The organism is Paraburkholderia humisilvae (genome assembly GCF_902859855.1).
GTDB classification, from domain to species: domain Bacteria; phylum Pseudomonadota; class Gammaproteobacteria; order Burkholderiales; family Burkholderiaceae; genus Paraburkholderia; species Paraburkholderia humisilvae.
The window spans coordinates 31903-54938 of sequence record NZ_CADIKH010000041.1 but is presented as its reverse complement, the minus strand read 5'-3'; the positions used below and the strand labels follow the sequence as shown (position 1 = coordinate 54938).

Annotated in this window: 17 protein-coding genes; 8 read left to right on the top strand and 9 right to left on the bottom strand. The window is 65.0% G+C overall.

Features of this window, described 5'->3' with window-relative positions; all coding sequences use genetic code 11:
- Window positions 1-9 precede the first annotated feature (9 nt).
- Together HV796_RS30265 and argH are read left to right on the top strand one after the other, a co-directional pair.
- Window positions 10-834 (top strand): helix-turn-helix transcriptional regulator, encoded by an 825-nt coding sequence (locus HV796_RS30265; RefSeq protein WP_175231070.1) that lies wholly within the window; start codon window positions 10-12, stop codon window positions 832-834.
- Window positions 835-983: 149 nt separating this feature from the next.
- The gene (gene argH / locus HV796_RS30260; protein ID WP_175231066.1) at window positions 984-2390 is read left to right on the top strand and encodes an argininosuccinate lyase; all 1407 of its coding nucleotides are present in this window, start codon (window positions 984-986) and stop codon (window positions 2388-2390) included.
- A gap of 88 nt (window positions 2391-2478) precedes the next feature.
- Here argH and HV796_RS30255 read toward each other — a convergent pair whose 3' ends face one another.
- The 5 genes from HV796_RS30255 to apbC all read right to left on the bottom strand — a co-directional run bounded on the left by HV796_RS30255 (window position 2479) and on the right by apbC (window position 8215).
- Window positions 2479-3180: a lysozyme inhibitor LprI family protein gene (locus HV796_RS30255; protein ID WP_377692198.1), complete on the bottom strand. Its 702-nt coding sequence runs from the start codon at window positions 3178-3180 to the stop codon at window positions 2479-2481.
- 33 nt (window positions 3181-3213) lie between these two features.
- Entirely contained in the window at window positions 3214-5496 is a 2283-nt protein-coding gene (locus tag HV796_RS30250) for an arginine/lysine/ornithine decarboxylase (protein ID WP_175231061.1), read from the bottom strand.
- A gap of 78 nt (window positions 5497-5574) precedes the next feature.
- Complete coding sequence (dcd, locus tag HV796_RS30245) at window positions 5575-6144, bottom strand: dCTP deaminase (RefSeq protein ID WP_175231058.1); 570 nt, start codon at window positions 6142-6144, stop codon at window positions 5575-5577.
- 258 nt (window positions 6145-6402) lie between these two features.
- Window positions 6403-6948, bottom strand: a complete 546-nt coding sequence (locus tag HV796_RS30240) for a superoxide dismutase family protein (RefSeq protein WP_175231055.1) — start codon at window positions 6946-6948, stop codon at window positions 6403-6405.
- A gap of 178 nt (window positions 6949-7126) precedes the next feature.
- The gene (gene apbC, locus HV796_RS30235; protein WP_175231052.1) at window positions 7127-8215 is read right to left on the bottom strand and encodes an iron-sulfur cluster carrier protein ApbC; all 1089 of its coding nucleotides are present in this window, start codon (window positions 8213-8215) and stop codon (window positions 7127-7129) included.
- Between the two features lie 304 nt (window positions 8216-8519).
- Here apbC and HV796_RS30230 point away from each other — a divergent pair, with 304 nt between their 5' ends.
- Complete coding sequence (locus HV796_RS30230) at window positions 8520-9176, top strand: YiaD family glycine zipper/OmpA-like lipoprotein (protein ID WP_175231049.1); 657 nt, start codon at window positions 8520-8522, stop codon at window positions 9174-9176.
- A 381-nt stretch (window positions 9177-9557) separates the two neighbouring features.
- Here the strand turns inward: HV796_RS30230 and HV796_RS30225 are convergent, their stop codons facing one another.
- On the bottom strand, window positions 9558-10331 hold the full coding sequence (locus tag HV796_RS30225; protein ID WP_175231045.1) for a hypothetical protein: 774 nt from the start codon (window positions 10329-10331) through the stop codon (window positions 9558-9560).
- Between the two features lie 462 nt (window positions 10332-10793).
- Here HV796_RS30225 and metG point away from each other — a divergent pair, with 462 nt between their 5' ends.
- Window positions 10794-12950 (top strand): methionine--tRNA ligase, encoded by a 2157-nt coding sequence (gene metG / locus HV796_RS30220; RefSeq protein WP_175231042.1) that lies wholly within the window; start codon window positions 10794-10796, stop codon window positions 12948-12950.
- Window positions 12951-13031: 81 nt separating this feature from the next.
- On the opposite strand, the gene HV796_RS30215 is transcribed toward metG, so the two are convergent.
- Window positions 13032-17444, bottom strand: coding sequence for a translocation/assembly module TamB domain-containing protein (locus tag HV796_RS30215; RefSeq protein WP_175231039.1), 4413 nt, complete (start codon window positions 17442-17444; stop codon window positions 13032-13034).
- A 29-nt stretch (window positions 17445-17473) separates the two neighbouring features.
- Window positions 17474-19333: an autotransporter assembly complex protein TamA gene (locus tag HV796_RS30210; RefSeq protein ID WP_377692193.1), complete on the bottom strand. Its 1860-nt coding sequence runs from the start codon at window positions 19331-19333 to the stop codon at window positions 17474-17476.
- Between the two features lie 246 nt (window positions 19334-19579).
- Here HV796_RS30210 and HV796_RS30205 point away from each other — a divergent pair, with 246 nt between their 5' ends.
- The 4 genes from HV796_RS30205 to panD all read left to right on the top strand — a co-directional run bounded on the left by HV796_RS30205 (window position 19580) and on the right by panD (window position 22182).
- Complete coding sequence (locus HV796_RS30205) at window positions 19580-19765, top strand: DUF3460 family protein (protein ID WP_175231036.1); 186 nt, start codon at window positions 19580-19582, stop codon at window positions 19763-19765.
- 32 nt (window positions 19766-19797) lie between these two features.
- A complete protein-coding gene (locus HV796_RS30200; protein WP_175231095.1) occupies window positions 19798-20703 on the top strand; it encodes a segregation and condensation protein A in 906 nt (301 codons plus the stop codon).
- 220 nt (window positions 20704-20923) lie between these two features.
- Entirely contained in the window at window positions 20924-21757 is an 834-nt protein-coding gene (gene panC, locus HV796_RS30195; protein ID WP_175231033.1) for a pantoate--beta-alanine ligase, read from the top strand.
- A 38-nt stretch (window positions 21758-21795) separates the two neighbouring features.
- Complete coding sequence (panD, locus tag HV796_RS30190; RefSeq protein WP_175231030.1) at window positions 21796-22182, top strand: aspartate 1-decarboxylase; 387 nt, start codon at window positions 21796-21798, stop codon at window positions 22180-22182.
- Window positions 22183-22262: 80 nt separating this feature from the next.
- Here panD and HV796_RS30185 read toward each other — a convergent pair whose 3' ends face one another.
- A complete protein-coding gene (locus HV796_RS30185; protein ID WP_175231027.1) occupies window positions 22263-22892 on the bottom strand; it encodes a ParA family protein in 630 nt (209 codons plus the stop codon).
- Window positions 22893-23036 lie beyond the last annotated feature (144 nt).

Here is a 23036-nt window from a genome sequence, read left to right as displayed (position 1 = left end):
TCTGCCACCATGACTTCGCCGTCCCACGACGCCACGCCTGACACGCCACCCCCGCTCGATACGACACCCGCCCGTGCGCTGGGCGAATTTATCCGCGCGCATCGCGAGCGGCTCACACCGCTCGCGGTGGGCTTGCCGCCCGGCCCGCGGCGCCGTACGCCCGGGCTGCGCCGCGAGGAAGTCGCGCAGTTGTGTGGTGTCAGCCCGACCTGGTACACGTGGATCGAGCAAGGCCGCCCGGTGTCCGCGTCGCCCGATGCGCTCGCGCGGATCGCGGTCGCGTTGCAGCTGTCGCGCGCCGAGCGCGCGTATCTGTTCGAGCTCGCCGCACAGCGCGACCCGGCCGAGCCGGACACCGGCGGCGCCGACACGCCCGAGATGCTGCTGAAAACCGTGCAGCTGGTGCAGTCGCCCGCGTACGTGCTCGACCGCCAATGGAACGCGATCGCGTGGAACGCGCAGGCCGCCGACCTGTTCGTCGGCTGGCTCGACGGCGACCACGACCGCAACCTGCTGCGCTACACGTTTCTGTCGCCCGTCGGGCACACGCTGATCGTCGACTGGGAATCGCGCGCGCGGCGTCTTGCGGCTGAATTCCGCGCGGATTCGATCCGGCATCTGAACAACGCGCCGACGCGCGCGCTGATCGACGCGCTGATTGCCGCAAGCAATGCGTTCGCGCTCTTCTGGGCGTCGCAGGATGTCGGCGAGCGCGAAGGCGGGCGGCGGGAGTTCGAGCATCCACGCGACGGGCGGATTGCTTACGACCAGATCACGTTCAAGCCCGCGCATCGCGAAGACCTGAAGCTCGTCGTGCTGGTGCGCGAAAGCTAGACAGGCGGGCCGTTGCCACCTGCGCCGGGTGTTAAAATCGGCGTCTTCGCTTGCGAGCCTTGGCCCTGGCCGCAGCGTGTAGCGCCCGCCGCGGCCCCGCCGTCCGCTTTCCGTTCACCCGCTTTGATCACCATTCGCGTCCCTACACCATGACGTCCCAACTGCACAAAAAAGGCGAAGCCTGGTCGGCTCGCTTCTCGGAACCGATGTCGGAGCTCGTCAAGCGCTATACGTCGTCGGTCTTCTTCGACAAGCGTCTCGCCTTCGTCGACATCGAAGGTTCGCTCGCGCACGCATCGATGCTCGCCGCGCAGAAGATCATCGCCGCGGACGATCTCGCCGCCATCCAGCGCGGGATGGTGCAAATCAAAGGTGAAATCGAGCGCGGCGAATTCGAATGGCAACTCGATCTCGAAGACGTGCACCTGAACATCGAAGCGCGCCTGACCGCGCTGATCGGCGATGCGGGCAAGCGTCTGCATACGGGCCGCTCGCGCAACGACCAGGTCGCGACGGACATCCGCCTGTGGCTGCGCGGGGAAATCGACCGGATCGGCGGCTTGCTGAAGGACTTGCGCGGCGCGCTGATCGACCTTGCCGAGCAGAACGCGGCAACCATCATGCCGGGCTTCACACATCTGCAGGTCGCGCAGCCGGTCACGTTCGGGCATCACCTGCTCGCGTATGTCGAGATGTTTTCGCGCGACGCCGAGCGCATGCGCGACTGCCGCACGCGCGTGAACCGTCTGCCGCTCGGTGCGGCAGCACTCGCCGGCACCAGCTACCCGATCGACCGCCATGCGGTCGCGCAGACGCTTGGCTTCGACGGCCTCTGCGCGAACTCGCTCGACGCGGTGTCCGATCGCGATTTCGCGATCGAATTCACCGCGGCCGCCGCGCTGGTGATGACGCACGTGTCGCGCTTTTCCGAAGAGCTCGTGCTGTGGATGAGCCCGCGCGTCGGCTTTATCGATCTGGCGGACCGCTTCTGCACCGGCTCATCGATCATGCCGCAGAAGAAGAACCCCGACGTGCCGGAGCTCGCGCGCGGCAAGACCGGCCGCGTGAACGGGCATCTGATGGCTTTGCTCACGCTGATGAAAGGCCAGCCGCTCGCGTACAACAAGGACAATCAGGAAGACAAGGAGCCGCTGTTCGATACGGTCGACACGGTAGCCGACACGCTGCGCATCTTCGCGGAAATGGTCGCGGGCATCACGGTGAAACCGCAGGCGATGCGCGCCGCGGCGCTACAGGGCTTTTCGACCGCGACCGATCTCGCCGACTATCTGGTCAAGCGCGGACTGCCCTTCCGCGACGCGCATGAGGCGGTCGCACATGCGGTGCGGATTTGCGTGGACCGCAACTGCGATCTTGCGGACCTCACGCTCGACGAAATGCGCGGCGAACTGCCGAACGTCGCGCATCTGATCGGCGATGACGTATTCGATTATCTGACGCTGGAAGGCTCGGTGGCGAGCCGCAATCATCCGGGAGGCACCGCGCCCGATCAGGTGCGCGCCGCGGCGCAGGCCGCGCGCGCGGCATTGAAGTAATACCGTACGCAACCACGCACGCCTATCGCGCAAAGGCCGCAAGCCGGTGATTCACCGCCGCGCTTGCGGCACCCTCACCCGCGCGTCGCTAATTGTTCCCCGCCATCTCCGACAGTTTCTTCAGCGTCGCCACGCGCGCGCCGATCAGATCGATGCGCGCCTCTTCATCGCCCAGCAGCACGGTCGCGTCGAGATACGCGCGCCACGCTTGCTGCGCACGCCACAGCACGGGCCGCGCATGCCGCGGCATCTTGTTCACGAGCTGCCGGTAGTAGTGGTTCACATCCGCCGTCGCGTGCACGCATTGCGGATCAGCGGAACATGCGCGAAGCCGTGGTGGCGTATCGATCCCGTCCGGCGTCGCGATGACATTGCGCAGCGCGAGTGCACGAGCGCGTACCGGCTGCAGACGCAAATCGCCTTCCGACAGCTGGTAGCGCGTGCCATGCGTGGTTGCGGTCACCGCGGCCAGCATCTGCATCTCCACCGCGCGCCACGCCTTCCAGCGGGTTTCGCTCAATTCCCAGCGTCTGCGCCGGCCGGGCGGCACTTTCGCAAGCAACCGCTGAAATGACTGGTCGCTCGATGCTTCCCACGCAAGCCGCGCGGTGTCCATGCATTGCAGTTGCCCGGCCGTCGACGACATATCGGCGCGCGCCAGACACGTGCGCATCGCCGTATCGATCGGATCCGCGGCGGCCACTTCCGCGCGCACCGCCGCCGACGCGCCTGCCAATACCGCCGCCACCGATGCCCCCGCCAGCAGGCGAATCACAGCTGCTTTCAACACCTTCACCATCCCGTCACCATCCACTTACGATCGTCAGTCGCGCACGCAATCGACGAAGTACTCGATCCGGCCGTTGATCACTTCGCCCACGAGCCCGTGGATATCCGTATGGAAGCCCGGGAAGCGCTCGTTGAACTCACGCGCGAATTGCAGATAGCGAACGATCGTCCGGTTGAAACGCTCGCCCGGGATCAGCAACGGAATACCCGGCGGATACGGCGTCAGCAGGATCGAGGTGACGCGGCCTTCGAGTTCGTCGATCGGCACACGGTCGACCTCGCGGTGGGCGAGCCGCGCGAACGCGTCGGACGGCTTCATCGCGGGCTCCATGTTCGACAGGTACATCTCGGTGGTGAGCCGTGCGATGTCGTTGGCGCGATACACGCTATGAATCTGCTCGCACAAGTCGCGCAAGCCGATCCGCTCATACGCCGGATGCTGTGCGACGAATTCCGGCAGCACGCGCCACAGCGGCTGGTTATTGTCGTAGTCGTCCTTGAACTGCTGCAGCTCGGTGACCATCGAGTTCCAGCGGCCCTTCGTGATGCCGATCGTGAACATGATGAAGAACGAGTACAGCCCGGTCTTCTCGACGATAATTCCGTGCTCGGCCAGATACTTCGTGACGATCGCGGCCGGAATGCCGGTTTCGCCGAACTCGCCGTCGACGTCGAGCCCCGGTGTGATGATCGTCGCCTTGATCGGATCGAGCATGTTGAAGCCTTCGGCCAGCGCGCCGAAGCCATGCCAATGGTCGTTCGGACGCAGCATCCAGTCGTCGCGCGAACCGATACCCTCTTCCGCCAGTTCGACGGGCCCCCACACCTTGAAGAACCAGTCGATGCCGAATTCGTCATCGACCTTGCGCATCGCGCGGCGGAAATCGAGCGCCTCCGCGATCGACTCCTCGACGAGCGCCGTGCCGCCCGGCGGTTCCATCATCGCGGCGGCGACGTCGCACGACGCGATGATCGCGTACTGCGGGCTCGTCGAGGTGTGCATCAGATACGCCTCGTTGAAGCGATGACGATCGAACGTGCTGTTCTCCGAGTCCTGCACGAGAATTTGCGACGCTTGCGAGATGCCGGCGAGCAGCTTGTGCGTCGAGTGTGTCGCGAACACCAGCGCGCCGGTGCGCGGCCGGCCCGCGCCAATCGCATGCATGTCCTGGTAGAACTCGTGGAACTCCGCGTGCGGCAGCCATGCTTCGTCGAAATGCAGCGTGTCGAGCAGATCGCCAAGCAGGTCCTTGATCATCTCGACGTTGTAGATCACGCCGTCGTACGTGCTTTGGGTGATCGTCAGAATGCGCGGCTTCAGCTTCGGGTTCTTCGCGAGCGCCTCGCGTGCGAACGGGTTCGCTTCGATCTTCTTGCGGATATTCTCCGGCTTGAACTCGTCGCGTGGAATCGGGCCGATGATGCCGAAGTGATTGCGCGTCGGCGTCAGAAACACCGGAATCGCACCGGTCATCGTGATCGCGTGCAGGATCGACTTGTGGCAGTTGCGATCGACCAGCACGATGTCGCCCGGCGCGACCGTCGCGTGCCAGACGATCTTGTTCGAGGTCGACGTGCCGTTCGTCACGAAGAACAGATGATCGGCGCTGAAGATGCGCGCCGCGTTTCGCTCTGATGCAGCGACCGGGCCGGTGTGATCGAGCAATTGGCCAAGCTCGTCGACCGCGTTGCAGACGTCCGCACGCAGCATGTTCTCGCCGAAGAACTGGTGGAACATCTGGCCAAGCGGGTTCTTCAGGAACGCGACGCCGCCCGAATGCCCCGGGCAATGCCACGAGTACGACCCCTCTTCCGCATACTGCACGAGTTCCTTGAAGAACGGCGGCGCGAGCGAATCGAGATACACCTTCGCCTCGCGGATGATGTGCCGCGCGACGAATTCCGGCGTGTCCTCGAACATGTGGATAAAGCCATGCAGCTCGCGCAGGATATCGTTCGGCAAGTGGCGCGACGTGCGCGTCTCGCCGTACAGGAAGATCGGGATATCCGCATTGCGCTTGCGCACCGCGACGACGAACGCGCGCAGGTCGATAATCGCGCGCGCGAGCTCCGGCGCGCCGCTGTCGGTCGTGTTTTCGACGTACGGCAGCAGTTCGTCGTCGTCGATCGACAGGATGAAACACGACGCACGGCTCGACTGTTGCGCGAACGACGTCAGATCGCCATAGCTCGTCAGCCCGAGCACTTCCGCGCCTTCTTTCTCGATCGCCTCAGCGAGCGCCCGGATGCCGGAACCCGAAATGTTCTCGGAGCGGAAATCTTCGTCAATGATGACGACGGGAAAACGAAACTTCATGGGGCGCTTCTCCAAAAAGAACGACCGCTACTCTCGGTAGCGGTCCCCGTATTGCGGTGAGTCAAGGTCCGACGCGCGTTACGTTTTCGGCAACGTCACGCCATGCTGACCCTGGTATTTGCCGCCGCGATCCGCGTACGACACGTCACAAATTTCGTCGCTTTCGAAGAACAGCACCTGCGCGACGCCTTCGTTCGCGTAAATTTTGGCAGGCAAAGGTGTCGTATTTGAGAACTCGAGCGTCACATGCCCTTCCCACTCCGGCTCGAACGGCGTCACATTGACGATGATCCCGCAGCGCGCATAAGTGGACTTGCCCAGGCACACGGTCAGCACGCTGCGCGGAATGCGGAAGTACTCGACGGTGCGCGCCAGTGCGAACGAATTCGGCGGGATGATGCAAACGTCACCCTTGAAATCGACAAACGACTTCTCGTCGAAGTTCTTCGGATCGACGATCGTCGAGTTGATGTTCGTGAAAATCTTGAATTCGTCTGCGCAGCGAATATCGTAGCCGTAGCTCGATGTCCCGTAACTGACGATCTTGCGGCCGTCCTCGGTCGCACGGACTTGCGCCGGCTCGAACGGCTCGATCATCCTGGTCTCGGCGGCCATGCGCCGGATCCACTTGTCGGACTTGATGCTCATAGGTGAACGCTGCTGACGTGACGGTGTAATCGGGGAAAACTCGGAATGAACGCTGCGCCGGCGCCCTTGCGGGCGGTCGTAGGCGGGCGAAAGGCGCTTATTTTACGCGAAGGACGCAGGGGTGCTCCAACAGCGTGGAAAGCATGCGTGACGGCGCTCAGGTTTGGCAAGCCGGCTTTCGATGGATTGCCCGCGCACTTCGGTGCGAACTAAGGTTGCGCACTTCGGGCAACTTCGCAGTGCGGCCCGCTTGCAGCGTCACTGCGCGCGGATCAGCCCGCATGCGATCGCCGGACCGGGACCATGCTGCGGATACGCGTAAGGATCGGTTGCATCGCGATGCAGCAATACCGAGCGCTGCAGCACCGAGCGCACACCGTCGAGCGACACGTCAGGCGCAACGATAAAGCCCGCCGCGACGCCGGTGCTATCCGCGTGGATATTGCCAAGATCGCCCTCGACACGCGCGCCGTTCTTCAGACGGTCGGCGGCCGGTGCGAATACCGCGCCGGCGCTCGAGCCGTCCGCCGCGTTGCAGTCGCCCCGCTCGTGCACCTGCAATGCGTGGTCGCTGCTCGGCGGCAGCCCGGTGAGGTTGTACGTGACCTGAACCCCGTCCGAGCGCTCGATGAATGTGACGGTGCCGCGTGCCTGATGACCGAGCGAAGGCACCATCTGCGCGACCGCGCGCTTCTCCTGCGGTCTCAGGAAGGAGGTGCAGCCGGCGACGGGCACACCAAGGGCAGCCGTGACGATAAGCGCTGTGAAGGCTTGCATCGCACGGCCGTCGTTTCGTTTTCTCATGCGATCCTCTTGTCGAGCGCCGGCCGCCCCTGCGGCCGCCTTGCCGGACCTGATGAAGTCGACATGATACCGCGAGCGGCCCGCCACAATGCCGTGCTACGCCTCCACCACGGCGAGCCCGGCATGCACTGCACGAGCCCTCGCCGAAGTGGCGCACGCGCGGCGCACCGCCGGCCGCTCAGGTGTTTTGCACGACGATCGTCGGAAACTTCGACGACATATCGCGCGCGCGCTCGGCGATATGAACCGCCATCTTGCGCGCGATGGTCCGATAAATCTCCGCGATGCGGCCGTCCGGTTCGGCAACCACGGTCGGCTTGCCGGAGTCGGTCTGCTCGCGGATCGCGATATCGAGGGGTAAGCTGCCCAGCACGTCGACACCGTACTCCTTCGCCATCCGCTCGCCGCCGCCGGAGCCGAAGATGTGCTCTTCGTGGCCGCAGTTCGAGCAGATATGTGTCGCCATGTTCTCCACGATGCCGAGAATCGGAATGCCCACTTTCTCGAACATCTTGAGGCCCTTCTTCGCGTCAAGCAGCGCGATGTCCTGCGGCGTCGTCACGATCACCGCGCCCGTCACCGGCACGCGTTGCGATAGCGTCAGCTGGATGTCGCCGGTGCCCGGCGGCATATCGACGATCAGGTAATCGAGCTCGCGCCAGTTGGTCTGCCGCAGCAGTTGCTCGAGCGCCGACGTGGCCATCGGGCCGCGCCACACCATCGGGTTATCCTGCTCGATCAGAAAACCGATCGAATTCGCCTGCATCCCGTAGCCGGTCATCGGGTGCATCGACTGGCCGTCGGGCGACTCCGGGCGACCGGTGATGCCGAGCATCATCGGCAGCGACGGCCCGTAAATATCCGCATCGAGAATGCCGACCGAAGCGCCTTCGCTTGCCAGCGCAAGCGCGAGATTCACCGCGGTCGTGCTCTTGCCGACCCCGCCTTTGCCCGACGCAACGGCGACGATATTCTTCACGTTCGGCAGCAGCTTCACACCGCGCTGCACCGTGTGCACGGCGATGTCCTGCGACACCTGCACCTTCACGTCGGCGACACCCGGCACCGCGGCAAGCGCGCCCGCGACCAGCGCGCGGATCGCGTCGAACTGGCGTTTGGCCGGATAGCCGAGTACCACGTCGACGCTGATCGTGGCACCATCGACGTTGACATTCCTGAGGTTCTTCGCGGCGGCGAACGGCCGGCCGGTGTTGGGATCGGTAATGGCCGCGAGGGCGGCATCCACCTGGGCCCGATCGATACTCATTGAGACTCCGTGGGAACACATGGCGCGCGGCGGAATCGAAATTTCGCCAGTGGCCGGAATTTGAAAGAAATTGTTATCCAGGATTGCATAAAACCGGTCGCGCAGGCACGCTTGCCGCGCGACCAGCAATAGGGCCGAATCGCTGGTGCTTCAATCGTCATTGTAGTGGCTGGTGTCGGCCCACGCCGGAAGACCCTCTTTGAGTGTCGCTCCGGCTGCGGGCGGCGCGCTCAGCACGCCACCGCGGCCGCCTGCCAGCTGTCTCTCGTTGCCGGCTTGTTTGACTTAAACATAGGACCTGAAAATGAACGCGAAAATCATGACTCGCCTCTCGGTAATCGCCCTCGCGGGCACACTCGTCGCCGGCTGCGCGACGCAGCAAGGCACCAACACCGCGGTCGGCACCGGCGTCGGCGCGGGCACCGGCGCCGCGCTCGGCGCGATCTTCGGCGGCGGCAAGGGCGCGGCGATCGGCGCAGGCGTCGGCGCAGCGGTCGGTGGTATCACCGGCTACAACTGGCAAAAGATCCACAACAAACTGTCCGGCGCGACGAAAGGCACCGGCACGCAGATCACCGAACAACCGGATGGCTCGCTCAAGCTGAACATTCCGAGTTCGGTCACGTTCGACACGAACAGCTACGCGATCAAGCCGTCGTTCCAGCCTGTGCTGGCACAAGTTGCGCAAACGCTGAACGAGAGCCCGGAAGTGATCGCGCAGGTGGTCGGCCATACCGATAGCACCGGCCAGCCGGCGTTTAATCAAACGCTGTCGGTCAACCGCGCAGAAAGCGTCACCAACTACCTCGCGTCGCAAGGCGTCGCACCGCAGCGCCTCGCGGCAACGGGCGTGGGCGCGAGCCAGCCGGTCGCCGACAACAACACGGAAGCGGGCCGCGCGGCAAATCGAAGGGTCGAGATCTATCTGCGCGCGACCGCGCAGCCTGGCCAGGTGCACTGAGCGGCGCCGTGGGATACCCACGCAAGCGCCGCGCGCCGGCCTTGCGCGTGTCCCGCTATGGGGACTGAAGGCTGCGTCCAAGGCGAACGAAAAAAATTTCGAACTCTTTGGCGGGTACGTTGTCTTTATTTACGGTACGTGTGCGGTTCGTCCGCCGCGTCACCATTCTCCTCTTGTCGTTGTTGCTCCGGGGCCTATAGCCCCGGTTTTTTTTGCCCCGGTTTTTGGGTGCATTCCCCCTGCGGCACGGGACCAGCGGCACATCGCCACGCGAGCTTGTCCAATTATCGGGACAACAATCCCCACGCAAACGAAATCTGAATGAAAGCGGCTCTGGCACGTTGCGCGTGAGCAATGGAACGGCAACAGCCCGTTGCGCGATTACTTCGCAAGCCGCCTGAGGCTTGCGCGCGCCCGCGCCTGGCTAAGCTGCTTGAGCACGCTGTTCTCGTGCGGGTCGCCGTAGTGAAAGAGCGCCGTGCTGCGTATGCTGGTCGGCAAACACGCCTCGTTTGCGTGCAGCGAGCGCATGCCCCAGAAGAAATAGATGTTGCCTGGTTCGAGTGGAACCGGCTTCGCGCCGAGCCAGCGCTGCACGGTCGGTGAACGCCATAGCCGGCAGGCGGTGCCGCTCTCGACCACCGCCTTCTCGAGAATATTCAGCAGCGCCGGGCCGCGCACGTTGCGCATGTTCGGGTACATCACCAGATTCCCGCGCGGTTCGTTCGGCCGGTTCGGAATCAGGATCGGCACAAGCGCGGTGACCACGTACGAGTCATAGTGGAAGCGGTTCGCGTGGCGCAAGCCATGCGTGCCGGCCAGCACGCGCAGCACCGGCAGGATCCGCGGGCTAGGCGGCTCGCCGCGCATCGCGCGCTGATAGAGGCCATCGAGCACCATCCGGAAGCCGTGCGCGCTGAAAATCGCATTGAGCGGGCTGTGTCCGATCCAGTCCTGGCCGCCGAGGCCAAAATACTGACCGCCGCGTTTGTCGAGCTCGGCGGTGATGTATTCGCGCATCGGCGTGAGTACCGCATCCGGCACTACATTGTGCAGGACACCGAAGCCCTGCTGATTAATCGCCGCGTACAGGTTGTCCACGTCCGTCATGTCGACGGTCGTCAGCATGTCGTGGTCAAGCGCCTCGTTGGCCATGATTCTTCACTCCTTCATTGGAGCAACGCCACGCACGCGCGGCACGCGGTACGCGCGGTGACCGGCTGACTGCGGCTTCCGGCGGCTGATAGCGAGGCGCTGCGATTGACTGCGGGGGGCTACTACGGCTGATTGCGTAAGGACTGTAAGGTCGCGCGTCCACGCCGCTCTGTGCGCTGGCTAACGAACTGGCCGGAACAGCCATCCGGCGGATGGAATAACGCGGTCTTGCGCACGTTACGCGCCGCGCTTGTCCGATTGCGACAGGCAAGCCGTCCTGCGTTGAGGGACACGCTGGTAAAATCGACTGAATCAAAGCCGGTTCTGTCCGCGACAGAACCTTGTTCATAGACGCGAGCCGCACGCGGGTCACCCACGCGCGGCGCTCCTGGGCCAAGTTGCCGCGCGACGCGATACCACGCGCGACGGCCGCCCTCCTCCCCGCAGGCCAGAAAAATCCGTATGTCAGCATCCGCTTCCGACCTCAACGCCTCCGGCACGCCGCCGGGCCGCCGCCAGATTCTCGTCACGTCCGCGCTGCCGTACGCGAACGGCCAGATTCATATCGGCCACCTTGTCGAATACATCCAGACGGACATCTGGGTCCGCGCGCTGCGCATGCATGGGCACGAGGTCTACTACGTCGGCGCCGACGACACGCACGGCACGCCGATCATGCTGAAAGCGGAGCAGGAAGGGGTCACGCCGAAACAGCTGATCGATCGTGTGTGGCAGGAGCACACGCGCGACTTCAAAAACTTCGGCATTTCGTTCGACAACTACTACACGACCGATTCCGAAGAAAACCGCGTGCTGTCCGAATCGATCTATGTCGCGCTTCGCGATGCAGGGCTGATCGACGCGCGCGAGATCGAGCAGGCGTACGACCCCGTCAAGGAAATGTTCCTGCCGGACCGCTTCATCAAGGGCGAGTGCCCGAAGTGCGGCGCGAAAGACCAGTATGGCGACAGTTGCGAGGTGTGCGGCTCGACCTACTCGCCGACCGACCTGATCAACCCGTACTCGGTCGTGTCAGGCGCGACGCCGGTGCGCAGGAAGTCGACGCACTATTTCTTCCGCCTGTCCGATCCGCGCTGCGAAGCCTTTCTGCGCGACTGGGTCGGCGGTCTCGCGCAGCCGGAAGCGACCAACAAGATGCGCGAATGGCTGGGGGCGAGCGGCGATGCGAAACTCGCCGACTGGGATATCTCGCGCGACGCGCCGTACTTCGGCTTCGAAATTCCGGACGCGCCGGGCAAATATTTCTACGTGTGGCTCGACGCGCCGGTCGGCTACTACGCGAGCTTCAGGAACCTGTGCGCGCAGCGCGGCATCGACTTCGACGCGTGGATTCGCAAGGGTTCGACGGCCGAGCAGTATCACTTTATCGGCAAGGACATCCTGTACTTCCATACGCTGTTCTGGCCCGCGATGCTCGAATTTTCCGGCCATCGCACGCCGACCAATGTGTTCGCGCACGGCTTCCTGACGGTCGACGGCGCGAAGATGTCGAAGTCGCGCGGCACGTTCATCACCGCGAACAGCTATATCGAAGCGGGCATGAACCCCGAGTGGCTGCGCTACTACTTCGCGGCGAAACTCAACGGCACGATGGAAGACATCGACCTGAACCTCGATGACTTCCAGGCGCGCGTCAACAGCGATCTGGTCGGCAAGTACGTGAATATCGCGAGCCGCGCGGCGGGCTTTCTGATCAAACGTTTCGACGGCCGCGTGCAGGACAGCGCGCTGCATCATCCGCTGCTCGGCACGCTGCGCGCGGCGCTGCCGCAGATCGCCGCGCACTACGAAGCGCGCGACTACGGCCGTGCGCTGCGCCAGACGATGGAACTCGCCGACGCCGTGAACAGCTATGTCGATACCGCGAAGCCGTGGGATCAGGCGAAAGACCCGGCCAACGCGGTCGCGCTTCACGAGACGTGCAGCGTCAGCCTCGAGGCGTTCCGGCTGCTGTCGCTGGCGCTCAAGCCCGTGCTGCCCCAGGTTGCGCAAGCGGCTGAAGCCTTCCTCGGCATCGAGCCGCTCGTCTGGGCCGATGCCGAGCGACCCCTTTCGTCGAGTCGTCCGGTCAACGCGTACAAGCATCTGATGACGCGCGTCGATCCGAAACAGATCGACGCGCTGCTCGAAGCGAATCGCTCGTCGCTGCAGGCAACGCCTGCGGCGCAAACCGGTGCAACGTCGAAAGCAACCGAGGCGCCGGGCAAAGCCATCGCGAATGGGAAAAACGGCGCGAACGGCAAGGAAGAGGAAGCGCCGATCATCTCGATCGACGACTTCGCGAAGATCGATCTGCGCATCGCCAGGATCGTCGACTGCAAGGCCGTCGAGGGATCGGACAAGCTGCTGCAGCTCACGCTCGATGTCGGCGAAGAGAAGACGCGCAATGTGTTTTCCGGCATCAAGTCCGCGTATCAGCCGGAGCAGCTGGTCGGCAAGCTGACGGTGATGGTCGCGAACCTCGCGCCGCGCAAGATGAAGTTCGGGCTGTCCGAAGGGATGGTGCTGGCGGCATCGGCGGCCGATGAAAAGGCGGAGCCGGGCATTTACGTGCTGGAGCCGAATAGCGGCGCGAAACCGGGCATGCGGGTGAAGTGACGCGCCGCACCGCACACTCGACGAAAAAGCACGCCAGCCGGCGTGCTTTTTTCTTGATCGGCCTGCCGCGCGTCGGCGCGGTTAGCGCGAAAACCACGGCCAGCGATCGAAGCGCCGCGTATAGAGCAGATCCATCCCCTGGAACGTGCCGCCGTATGCGGCAACCGACCAGTAGCGCGTCAGGTTCAGCGTCGCCTTGACCGCATTGCTCGCCGACTGCAGCCCCTGCTCATAGCCGATCACGAGCCGCTCGTTGATCGCCTTCGACACCATCACCACCTGCGGGTCGGTCAGACCCACCTCGCTGCGGCCGATCGAAAATTCATCGAACCCGAAGGTCTGCGCGATCCGCTTGCCGCCCGCGCTGCCAAGCAACGCGAGCGCGGCCGTCATCGTGCTCTGCTGGCCAAGGTTGTTGCCCTGATCGGTACCGTGACCGAACAGCAGCCACGACAGCTTTTCGTTGTCCGGCACGTTGGGCTCGGAGACAAGCTTCGCGACCGGCGCCTGGATTGTGCCGGTCACCTGCACGCCCGCCTCCACTTCCTGATTGCGGCGCATCGCCAGGATATTGATGCCCGGATTCGCGACGGGCCCATTAAACGTGAAGAAGCCATTCTCGATCGCGAGCTTGCGGCCGAACGCGGTATAGCTCGACCCTTCCGTCACGCGGACATTGCCGACCGCGCGCAGCGGCACGTCCGGCGTGGACAGCGCGGTAATCGTGCCGCGCAGCCCGACGTCGGCGCCCTGGCCACGGAAGCGGAAGTCGTTGCCGAGGTCGATTTCGATATTCGCGCGCGGGGCAAATGGGCTGACCGGCCTGTTCGCGTCGCCGGGCTCGCGCGGCCGGCCGCCCGACAGCGTGCCGTCCGGCCGCACGATCACGACGTCGTCTCCGAGGCGTGGCGCCGCCTGCTCGGGCATGTCGAAGCGCGCATGCTCGATATTGAACTTGCCGTTGATCGCGATCCCGCCCGGCTGGCCGGCGTTCGCGACAGTCGCGCTGCCTGACAGCGTCAATTGCCGGTCCGGCGACGCGAACAGTTCGAGCTGATTCGCGACGATGCTCGCGGTCAGATCCGGCTCCGCATTGTCGAGGCGCACGCGGCCGCTCGCGCGCAGCGTGCCCGCGCCGCCGTGGAACTCGACCTGCTGGAAGTCGACGAGATTCTCCGACAGCGCGATACGCACCACGCCGTCCGTCAAGCGCACGCCGAGGTCGACGGCCGTCGCGGACAGGCCGTCGCCGACCAGCGACCCGGACAGCTTCGGCTTCGCAACGGTGCCGCTTAACGCGAGGCGCAGCGCCATATGTCCGTCGAGCACATAGCTTGGGCCGAGCAGGCCGCCGGTCGTTTTCAGCGACGGCACATCCGCGTTGATCGTGCCGGTGAGCGGCGCGTCTTCGTCGAGCGTCAGCGCGCCGTCGCGCATCGCGAGCGCGGTGTGCGCGTTGGCATCGATCACGCCGACGCGGGTTGCCTGCGCGTGCAGGATCGCGTTCGCATGATTACCGGCGGCGAAGTCCACGCGCGCCGAGATATCGGTGACGCCGAGCGACGCGAAGGCGCGCCCGACTTCGACCGTCACGTCGCCGCTGCGGCGCTTGAGCTGAATATGGCCGCTCGATGTGTCGCCCAGCGTGAAGTCCCAGTCGCCGTCGAACACGAGGTCGGTCTTCGTCGCCGGCGGGGTGCCGGTGAACTCCTGGCGCAGCTGCTGCAGGCGCGTCACCGAGACGCTGGTCAGCGTGCCCGCGGAATGGACCCGCCCGTGGTCGTAGGACAGCGACTTCAGATCGAGCAGCGCGCCTTCGAGCGTGATGCGCGTCGCGCCAAGCGTGAGACGCTGCGGGCCCGCGCTCACCGTAAGCGGGCTCTCCATGTTCAGCGCGGGCGTGCCGCGGTTTTGCAGGTGCGTGAGCGTGCCGTCCCAATGCGTGCCATCGCGTGCATCGGTCAGACGCCCGTTCGCGGCAAGCGACAGATCGAGCGGCCGGTCGCGCAGGGAGCCCGTGGCGGCCGCCTCGATCGTGTGGTTCGCGCGCGTGCCGTTCAGCCGCGCAGTCAGCGTCTTCAATTCGACGCCCGCGGTACTCAGGTTGCGCGCGTCGGTCGTGAATACCATCGCGCCATTCGCGCCGTCGCGCAGCTCCGCGTGGCCTGCCGCATGACCGAGGCGGTTCGCGCCGAACACGACGCTGTCCGCCTTGTAGTCGAGCGTCACGTTCGGATGCGCGAACGTGCCGGTGAGATCGCCGTCCGCTTCGACGAGGCCCGCGACGCCGAAGCCGAGCCGATCGAGCTGCGGCGCATCGACGCGAAAACGCAGACGATCGCCGCGGCCACCGAAGCTGCCCTGCAGATCCACCTGATTGCCCGCCACCGACAGGTTCGCGTGACTCGGCAAAATGCGCGAGCCGGCCAGCTGGATCGTGCCGCTGCCGGTCATCGGCAGGTTGTCGTACACGCTCTCGCCAAGCCTGAATTCCGCCTTGGTCGTGAAGGTCGGGGCAAGCAGGCCGGACGCGCTCAGCGTGCCGTTCACGCGCGCTTCGATCTTGCGCGCCGGTTTGGCGGGTGCGGCGGCGGCAGACGTGCGTGACGGCACGGGTGTGCGCCTGCCGCTTGTCGCGGCGGAACGCGCTGGCGTGGTCGACGTGGGTGCGGGCGTCATCATCGAGGTCAGCGACAGCGGATCGAAGTCGGTCAGCGTCGCCCGCAGGTTGTACGTCGAACTGGCGTCGTTCTTGACCGCACCGGACAGATCGATGCGTCCCCCGCCCGAAGTCAGCCGCACGTCGTTGAAGCTCGTGCGCGCCGGGTCGAGCGTGACCTTGCCCTGCACACGCAGCGCCGCCTGCGGGTCGGCGAGATCGAGCGTCACGGTGCGGATATCGTCGTTCAGGCGAGTGGCGATCGGGCCGGCGAACTGCGTCGGCCGAATGCTTGCCTCAAGCGCGTTCAGGTCCAGCCGCGCCACTTTCAGATCGAAGCGGCCGCGCTTGCCGGCAAGTTCGCCGTCGCCGGTCACCGTCGCGTTCCTGACGAGGCGCACGGCCAGCTTCGAAATATGCTGCGCTTGCGCGTCGAGTCGCACATCGGCGTGAGCGTCGATCAGCGGCAGCAGGTGCTGGTCGATCGAGCCGGGTTTGGCGTTGACGATCGAAACCGAACCGGTCACCGTGAAGCCGCGCGGGCGCGTCGCGGGGTTGACGGGAGCGGGGACGCTGGCCGCGGCTGCCGCGCCGGCGGTACTGCCATGGCTGGCCGAGCTGATCGCGCTGGCGGCGGTGGATGCCCCCGCCATGCGCTGCGCGCCGGTTCCGCTTGCCGGTCTCGATGCGCTAGCGGCGTTTGACGCGCCGGTCGCGGTTGACCCAAACGCGGACCCAACCGCGGACGCAACCGCAGACCCGGCCCCGGCCGCACCCGTCGCCGCGCCACTGGCCGCCGTCCCGCTCGCGCTGTGTCCGGCCTCGGCCGCGCGCTCCCCCGCCGGCCGCAGATCCGCCCGCACCGTGAGGTCCGCCGCCGGCGCGCCAGGCGCGAACGCCTGCGGGTTCACGTGATCGAAAGTCAGCATCGCGCGCTGCAGCGGCACATCGGCGAACGGCGTCGCCTCGACGCGCGCATGGCCGTCGAGCTTCATGCCACTCGCGTCGAGTTCCGCGATCAGCGTCTCGAGCGTGCCGGACACGTGCCCACGCACCTGCACCGCCTCGTCGTTGACCTTGCCCGCATAACCGGCCTCGCCAGTCAATGGAAACGGCCGCACACCGTCGAGCTTCGCCGACGCGGTGACCGCGCCGAACGGCGTATCGAGCCGGTCGACCGATGCCTCGTGGTGCCGCCCGTCGCTGCGGCCGTGAAATAGCAGCCGCGCGTATTCGCTGGTCGACCCGCCCTCGTGCAGCAACAGCTTGTCGACCCGCAAGTCGCGCACGTCGAGCTGCATCGGCAATTGCAAATCCTGTGGCAGCGTGAGCGGGCTCGACGGCTCGGTCGACGGCGCGAGCCGCGCTTCGATAGTGCCGACATGCAAATAATTGACAACGAACTTCCACGGCCGGCCAGATAGCGCCCAGTTGCCCGACGCACGGTCGACGCGAATCTCGGTGCCGCTGCCATCGAGGCTGCGCCACTGCACGTTGGCCAGACGCACGCCAGTCGCGAGTGTGCCGCCTTCGAACCTGCCGCCCAGCCGGCCGCCCAGCAGCTTCACCGCCGCCTGCCACGCGTACGCGGTGCCCCGTTCGGTCGCGACGACGCCATACAGCGCACCCGCCAGCAGCGCGACGATCAGCACGGGCGCGATGATCGCCCAGACCAGCGCGCGCCACAAACGCCGCCGGCGGCGCTTCGGCGGCGGCGGTGGCGTATCGGCTCCGCCCGGCCCGCGACCGGCGCCGCCCGCGCCATCGGCATCGCTGGGCGGCACTTCACCCGGGCGTTCCGACGATGACAGGTTGGCGATACGGTCTGTGGTCATGCTTCGCGTGCAGTCGGATACAAGGTTGATCAGAAGGCAATGCCGAGCGTCAGGTACGGACGCACGCTACGATCGCGAATCCCATAGGCGAGATCGAGGTTCACCGGCCCGACCGGACTGCGCCAGCGCGCACCAAAGCCGACGCCAGGGAAGAACTCCTTCTCGTGCCAGTTATCGGTCGCGGTACCGATATCGAAAAACACCGCCGCACCCCAGTCGTGACTGAACCAGTGCTGATATTCGGAACTCCCCGTCACGAGGTACTTGGTCGGCAGTACCGAGCCGCCGACGTTGTTGCCGATGCCGTCAAAGCTATAGCCGCGCACCGAGTTCGAGCCGCCCGCGCGGAACAGCAGCGACGCCGGCACGCCGCTCGACGGCCCGCTCGTGAGCACGGCGCCGAGCTCCGCGCGAAACAGCACGAGATCGCTCTGGCCGACCGGCACGTATTGCTGCCCGCGCGCATAGCCGCGAATAAACGTCTGATCGGCCGCGCCTTTCACCGCGAAGCTGGCTTCCGCGCGAATCAGGTTGCCGGAGCGCGGAAACAGCGGGTCGTCGGTATTGCGGCGGGTCCATGCCCATCCGGGCACGAGCGCGCGGGCCGTGGTCGGCGGGGCGCTGTTCTGGTCCAACCGGTCCTGGTAATACAGCAGCGAATACGAGTAATCGAGATACTGCGACGTGCGTGTGCGCTGCACGCCCGCACGCAGGCTGTAGATGCGCGTATCGGACACATCGGTGGTCGTGTACGACGCGAGCGCGCTGTTGGTCCAGCCGCGGTTGCCGGGCTGCATCGACAACTGGATCTGCCCGAACTGCTGGATCTGGTCGATCCGGCCCGACACCGTGAACGGCCATGCGACGCCGAACGTGTTGAGATACGTGTACGAACCTTGTACGTGCGCGCCGGTGTCGGTCGCATAGCCGACGCCGCCGCGCACGCTGTTAAACGGAAATTCGCTCACTTTCACGTGCATCGGCGTTTCGAGCGGCCTCGTGGGATCGTTGTCGATGTCGATCGCGACGCTCGCGAAGTACGGCGTGTTCTGTAGCTGGCGCTGCAGTTCGGTCACGCGCTGCACGTCGTAGATCTGGCCAGGCGTAATCGGATTGACGTTATGGATGATGCTTTCCGGATAACGCTGCGTGCCAGATATGTCGAGATTGCCGAAGGTGAAGGTCGGACCGCTGTCGTAGGTGACCGAGAGCGTCGCGCTATGCGTTTGCGGATCGATGCGCGCCTCGGAGAGGGAAATCTTCGCGGCCACGTAGCGGCGCGCCTGCAGCGCCCTGAGCGATGCGTTCTTCGCGTCGTCCCAGCCGGACTGCGTAAACGGGTCCCCCTCGTGCAGCGAGAACGCAAAACGGGTCGCGTTTTCCTGCGCGGGGTCCTCCGTCTCGACCGCACCGCGAAACGACAGTGTGATCGACGAGATGATGGTTTGCGGACCGGGGTCGACATGCACGGTGACCAGGCGCCGGCCGTCGATCGTGCGCGCGTCGGTGCGCACGACCGGCGTGAAGTAACCTTGCGTCGCCGCAAGGTCGCGCACCTGTTGCGGTGTCGCGGTGACAAGAAAGTCGAATTGTTCGCTGCTGATGTCGTCGCGCGTGGCGAAGCGGGCGATATCGAGGTGGTCCTGGAGCAGTTTGCGCAGCGAACGCGGCGTCGCATCGATGGTGACGTCGTACGACGCACGCTTTCGTGCCGCATACGCCGAGGGTGCGCCCGCCGCCGCCAGAAACAGCACGGCGACCATTGTCAATACGAGCCAAGCGCGCCAAAGCCGCGCTGCGGGCAGCGGCCCCGACGCGCGGTGCGGCTTCGGAACGGCGTTGCGCCGCCCGTGCCGCGATTGCGACGGTTCGATTGACCACCCCGCCAAACGCGACCTCCGGCGATTGTTGACTGTTTCTCAGGTTAGGCCAGTCCGCGGCAGGACTGAAGGCTGTTATTTGACCACATCGGAGCGCCCACGCATCCCGAATTAATCGGCGCCAGCCGTCGCTTGACGGCCTTGCACCGGTCCTTTCCCCACAGATTCGCTTGCGGTGCCCTCGCATGCGCTAAAATTACGTCCGACCCGAACGGCCGCCCTCGCGGCGCGTTCTCCTTTCACGGACATCGAGCCATGTATCAGTCGGACATCACGCAGTTCCTGAATCAGCTGAAAACGCAAAAGCCGCAACTCGAAGAAGAACAGCGCCGCGGCCGCTCGCTGTTGTGGGACAAGCAGCCCATCGACCTCGAAGAACGCGCGGAGCAACAATCGTCGCGCGTCCAGCAAACGCCGTACGTCTACTACCAGAACTTCTGAACGTGTCTTCCGCCGACGAGGCCCGCGCCGCGCTGGTTCCGGCTGCGCAAGGTTCCGCGCATACCCCTGCGCATGGGCCCGCGCACGGACCTGATAAAGCGCCCGCGAACGCCGCGCTCACCGCGCCCACGAAAGACTCCACGCCCGACACTGTGGACGGCATCGCTTTCGCGCGCCTGTACGGCGAACCGCTCTTCAAGCTCCCGCAGGACCTGTACATCCCGCCGGACGCGCTTGAAGTCTTTCTCGAGACCTTCGAAGGCCCGCTGGATCTGCTGTTGTACCTGATCCGCAAGCAGAACTTCAATGTGCTCGACATTCCGATGGCCGACGTGACCGCGCAGTACCTCGGCTACGTCGAACAGCTGCGCAAAACAAACCTCGAACTCGCGGCGGAATATCTGCTGATGGCGGCGATGCTGATCGAGATCAAATCGCGGATGCTGCTGCCGGTGAAGAAAGCCGACACCGGTGAAGAAGCGGAAGACCCGCGCGCGGAACTCGTACGGCGGCTGCTCGAGTACGAGCAGATGAAACTCGCCGCGCAGCAGCTTGATCATCTGCCGCAACTGGGCCGCGACTTCCTGCGCGCCGAGGTGTACATCGAGCAGAGCATCACGCCGCGCTTTCCGGACGTCAATACCGACGATCTGCGCGCCGCATGGGCCGATGTGATCAAGCGCGCAAAACTGGTGCAGCATCACCGCATTTCCCGCGAGGAACTGTCGGTACGCGAACATATGAGCGTGATCCTGCGCCGGCTGCAAAATGCACGCTTCATGGAGTTTTCAGAACTGTTCGATGTGTCGCGCGGGGTGCCGGTGGTGGTCGTGAACTTCATCGCGATGCTCGAGCTATCGCGCGAGTCGCTGATCGAAATCACGCAGGCCGAACCGTTCGCCCCCATCTACGTGCGGCTTGCCTATCTGCCGGCGTAGTCTTACAGCACGGGGCGCGCCTCAACATGGTGCGCGGCGCTCGCAAATCCTCTACAATCCCGCGCTTTGGACCCCGCTTCGCGGCTTTGCAGCCCCGCTGTGCAGTCTGTCAGGCACCGCTTCCGGGCTGCGACCGTAGCACGCACGACGCTTACCGCCGTCGCTTATTTTTGTCGCCTGGCCCAGCGGCACCGGCCCGCGTGAGGACAACCATCCGATCATGAAAGTCATCAGTTCGATCCAGGAATTGCGCGACCAGTTGCGCGGCCAGAACCGCACCGCGTTCGTGCCGACCATGGGCAACCTGCACGAAGGCCACCTGTCGCTGATGCGGCTTGCGCGCCAGCACGGCGATCCGGTGGTCGCGAGCATTTTTGTGAACCGTCTGCAGTTCGGACCGAACGAAGACTTCGACCAATACCCGCGCACGCTCGAATCCGATATCGACAAGCTGCAGAAGGAAAACGTGTACGTGCTGTTCGCGCCGACCGAGCGCGATATGTACCCGCAGCCACAGGAATACCGCGTCCATCCGCCGCATGACCTCGGCGACATTCTCGAAGGCGAGTTCCGGCCCGGCTTTTTCACCGGCGTGTGCACGGTCGTGATGAAGCTGATGTCGTGCGTGCAGCCACGCGTCGCGGTGTTCGGCAAGAAGGACTACCAGCAATTGATGATCGTGCGTGCGATGTGCGAACAGTTCGCGCTGCCGACCGATATCATCGCCGCGGAAACCGTGCGCGACCCCGACGGGCTCGCGCTCAGTTCGCGCAACCGCTATCTGGAAGCGGCCGAGCGCGCCGAGGCGCCGCACCTCGCGGCCACGCTCAATGGCGTTCGCGATGCGGTGCACGCGGGCCGGCGCGATTTCGCGGCGCTCGAGCGCGAAGCGATGGCGCAACTTGCCACGCGCGGCTGGAAGCCGGACTACATCGCGATCCGCAAGCGCGCGAACCTGCTGCCGCCCGCCGCACACGAAGCCGAGGCGCCGCTCGTCGTGCTAGCCGCCGCGAAGCTCGGCGTGACGCGCCTGATCGACAATCTGGAAATCTGACGCGCGCCGGCGAGTTCGGCTCGCGCAAGGGAATTGCCATGCAACGCCATATGCTGAAATCGAAGATCCACCGCGCCGCGGTCACGCACTGCGAATTGCACTACGAAGGATCGTGTGCGATCGACGAGAACCTGCTCGAAGCCGCGAATATCGTCGAAAACGAGCGGATCGACATCTGGAACATCAACAACGGCGAGCGCTTTTCGACTTATGCGATCAAGGGCGCGCGCGGCAGCGGGATGATTTCGCTGAACGGCTCAGCCGCACGGCGCGCGCAGCTCGGCGACCTGGTGATCATCGCGGCCTTCGCGATGATCGATGAAGCGGAATTGCAGGCAGGCTGGAAGCCGAATCTGGTGTTCGTCGACGAGCAGAACCGCATCAAGGGCAGCCGCGACCATGTGCCGACGCAAAGCTGGACCTGACTGACTGAACGAATACCCCGTCACGGTACGGCCGCCGGCTATGACCCGGCGACGCGGCGCGGGTCTTCCCGCATCGCTGCTCAGGCCCGGCCGTTGGTCCACTTGAGGATCGGTTCCCATTGGTCCAGATCCTTCTCGACACGGCTTTTCGCCACGTCCCACAGCGTCAGGCCGTGCGCGGCGAGCTGCACGTAATTCTGCGTATCGCGCAGAAAACCGAGCACCGGCAGATTCAACCCCTCGACGAAACGATGCAGCTGATCGGCGGATTTCGTCCGCGCGTCGACGCGCATCCCCACCACGCCGACTTCGATCGAGCCTTTCCTGACGGCCTTTTCCTTCGCAAGGCGCTCGAGAAATTCCTGGGTCGCGAGAATATCGAAAATGGACGGCTGAAGCGGCACGATCACCTTGTCGGCCAGACCCAACGCGATGTTCAGCCGGTTGCCGTGCAATCCGGCCGGCGTATCGATCACGGCGCGCTCAAGGCCCTTCGGCGGTTTCACGGGCGAATCCGGGTCGACGTGCCACGTTTCGATCGCGGGCAGGCCGCTCGGACGCAGATCGAGCCACGCGTGCGCGGACTGCTGCCGGTCGAGATCGGCGAGTGCGACCCACTCGCCCTCGGCCGCGAAATAGCCCGCCAGGTTGGTGGAGAGCGTGCTTTTGCCCACGCCGCCCTTCGGATTCGCCACCACGATGACCGTCATGAATTCTCCCGGGAAGAAGGCCTGCTAGTTGTCGAATTATCTCAAATGGCCCCGCCGCCGGGGCGTGATGGCCCTACTGGGCGCCTCCCTTGGCGGCACAGGCGTTGATAATATCGGCAAATCCGCGCCGGCTCAAAAGCCCCC

Bases quoted from the DNA above. Each gene is read 5' to 3' on its own strand.
- HV796_RS30265 (WP_175231070.1), top strand. From the start codon at position 10: ATGACTTCGCCGTCCCACGACGCCACGCCTGACACGCCACCCCCGCTC.
- argH (WP_175231066.1), top strand. From the start codon at position 984: ATGACGTCCCAACTGCACAAAAAAGGCGAAGCCTGGTCGGCTCGCTTC.
- HV796_RS30250 (WP_175231061.1), bottom strand. From the start codon at position 5,496: ATGAAGTTTCGTTTTCCCGTCGTCATCATTGACGAAGATTTCCGCTCC.
- dcd (WP_175231058.1), bottom strand. From the start codon at position 6,144: ATGAGCATCAAGTCCGACAAGTGGATCCGGCGCATGGCCGCCGAGACC.
- HV796_RS30240 (WP_175231055.1), bottom strand. From the start codon at position 6,948: ATGAGAAAACGAAACGACGGCCGTGCGATGCAAGCCTTCACAGCGCTT.
- apbC (WP_175231052.1), bottom strand. From the start codon at position 8,215: ATGAGTATCGATCGGGCCCAGGTGGATGCCGCCCTCGCGGCCATTACC.
- HV796_RS30230 (WP_175231049.1), top strand. From the start codon at position 8,520: ATGAACGCGAAAATCATGACTCGCCTCTCGGTAATCGCCCTCGCGGGC.
- HV796_RS30225 (WP_175231045.1), bottom strand. From the start codon at position 10,331: ATGGCCAACGAGGCGCTTGACCACGACATGCTGACGACCGTCGACATG.
- metG (WP_175231042.1), top strand. From the start codon at position 10,794: ATGTCAGCATCCGCTTCCGACCTCAACGCCTCCGGCACGCCGCCGGGC.
- HV796_RS30215 (WP_175231039.1), bottom strand. From the start codon at position 17,444: ATGACCACAGACCGTATCGCCAACCTGTCATCGTCGGAACGCCCGGGT.
- HV796_RS30205 (WP_175231036.1), top strand. From the start codon at position 19,580: ATGTATCAGTCGGACATCACGCAGTTCCTGAATCAGCTGAAAACGCAA.
- panC (WP_175231033.1), top strand. From the start codon at position 20,924: ATGAAAGTCATCAGTTCGATCCAGGAATTGCGCGACCAGTTGCGCGGC.
- panD (WP_175231030.1), top strand. From the start codon at position 21,796: ATGCAACGCCATATGCTGAAATCGAAGATCCACCGCGCCGCGGTCACG.
- HV796_RS30185 (WP_175231027.1), bottom strand. From the start codon at position 22,892: ATGACGGTCATCGTGGTGGCGAATCCGAAGGGCGGCGTGGGCAAAAGC.